Genomic DNA, 973 nt, shown 5'->3' on the forward strand with positions numbered 1-973 from the left:
GTTCACGCGGTCCTCCGCAGGGTGCGCCGGCGCGGCGCGCCGGGGGTTTCCGGGTGGTCCTCGCGGTGGTGCGCGCCCAGGCTCTCGGTGCGCAGCGCGGCGGCGGCGACCAGCAGCCGGGCCACCAGCACGAGGTTGGCGTCCTCCCGGGCGCGGCGGTCCGCGCCGGGCAGGCCCGCCAGGTCCAGGGGGGTCTCCTCGGGGGTGAGCAGCTTGGCGGCGACCTCCAGGCCGGCCGCGTCGCGGAACAGCCCCGCGTGCTCCCACAGCGCCGCGCGCAGGTCGCGGCGGGCCACGTGCGAGGCGCGGGCCGCGGCGGTGTCCACCACGTCCACCACCTCGTCGGCGCCGAACACCGGCGGCGCGTCCGGGGCGCCGCCGGCCACCGCGGCCACGTCGGCGGCCACCCGCGAGCCGGTGACCAGCGCCTCCAGCAGGGAGTTCGAGGCCAGCCGGTTCGCGCCGTGCACGCCGGTGCACGCCACCTCCCCGGCCGCCCACAACCCCGGCACGCTGGTGCGCCCGGAGGCGTCGGTGCGCACCCCGCCCATGAGGTAGTGCGCCGCCGGCGTCACCGGCACCGGGTCGCGGTCCGGGTCGATCCCGGCGGCCGCGCACATCGCGGCGATGCCCGGGAACCGGGCCGCGAACGAGCGGCCCGTGCGGGCGCGCAGCCCGGTGGCGTCCAGCAGCGCCGGGCGGCCGCCGTGCGCGGCCACCGCCCGCCCGGTGGCGCGGGCCACGACGTCGCGCGGGGCCAGTTCCGCGCGCGGGTGCACCGCCGGCATGAACCGGTGACCGGTGGCGTCCAGCAGCACCGCGCCCTCGCCGCGCACGGCCTCGGAGACGAGGAACGGCTCGCGCGCGGCGGCCACCGTGGGGTGGAACTGGTACATCTCCAGGTCCGCCACCAGCGCCCCGGCGCGCCAGGCGGCGGCCAGGCCGTCGCCGGTGGCCACGGCGGGGTTCGTGG

The 973-nt window shown here is 80.4% G+C and carries 1 protein-coding gene; it reads right to left on the bottom strand.

Annotated features, from left to right (window positions below):
• Window positions 1–2: 2 nt before the first annotated feature.
• The coding region (locus tag GTR00_RS22970) for an FAD-binding protein (protein ID WP_205705500.1) at window positions 3–973 on the bottom strand (971 nt) is incomplete at its 5' end.

Origin of the sequence: Kineococcus indalonis (assembly GCF_009906395.1) — a bacterium.
Taxonomy (GTDB): Bacteria; Actinomycetota; Actinomycetes; order Actinomycetales; family Kineococcaceae; genus Kineococcus; species Kineococcus indalonis.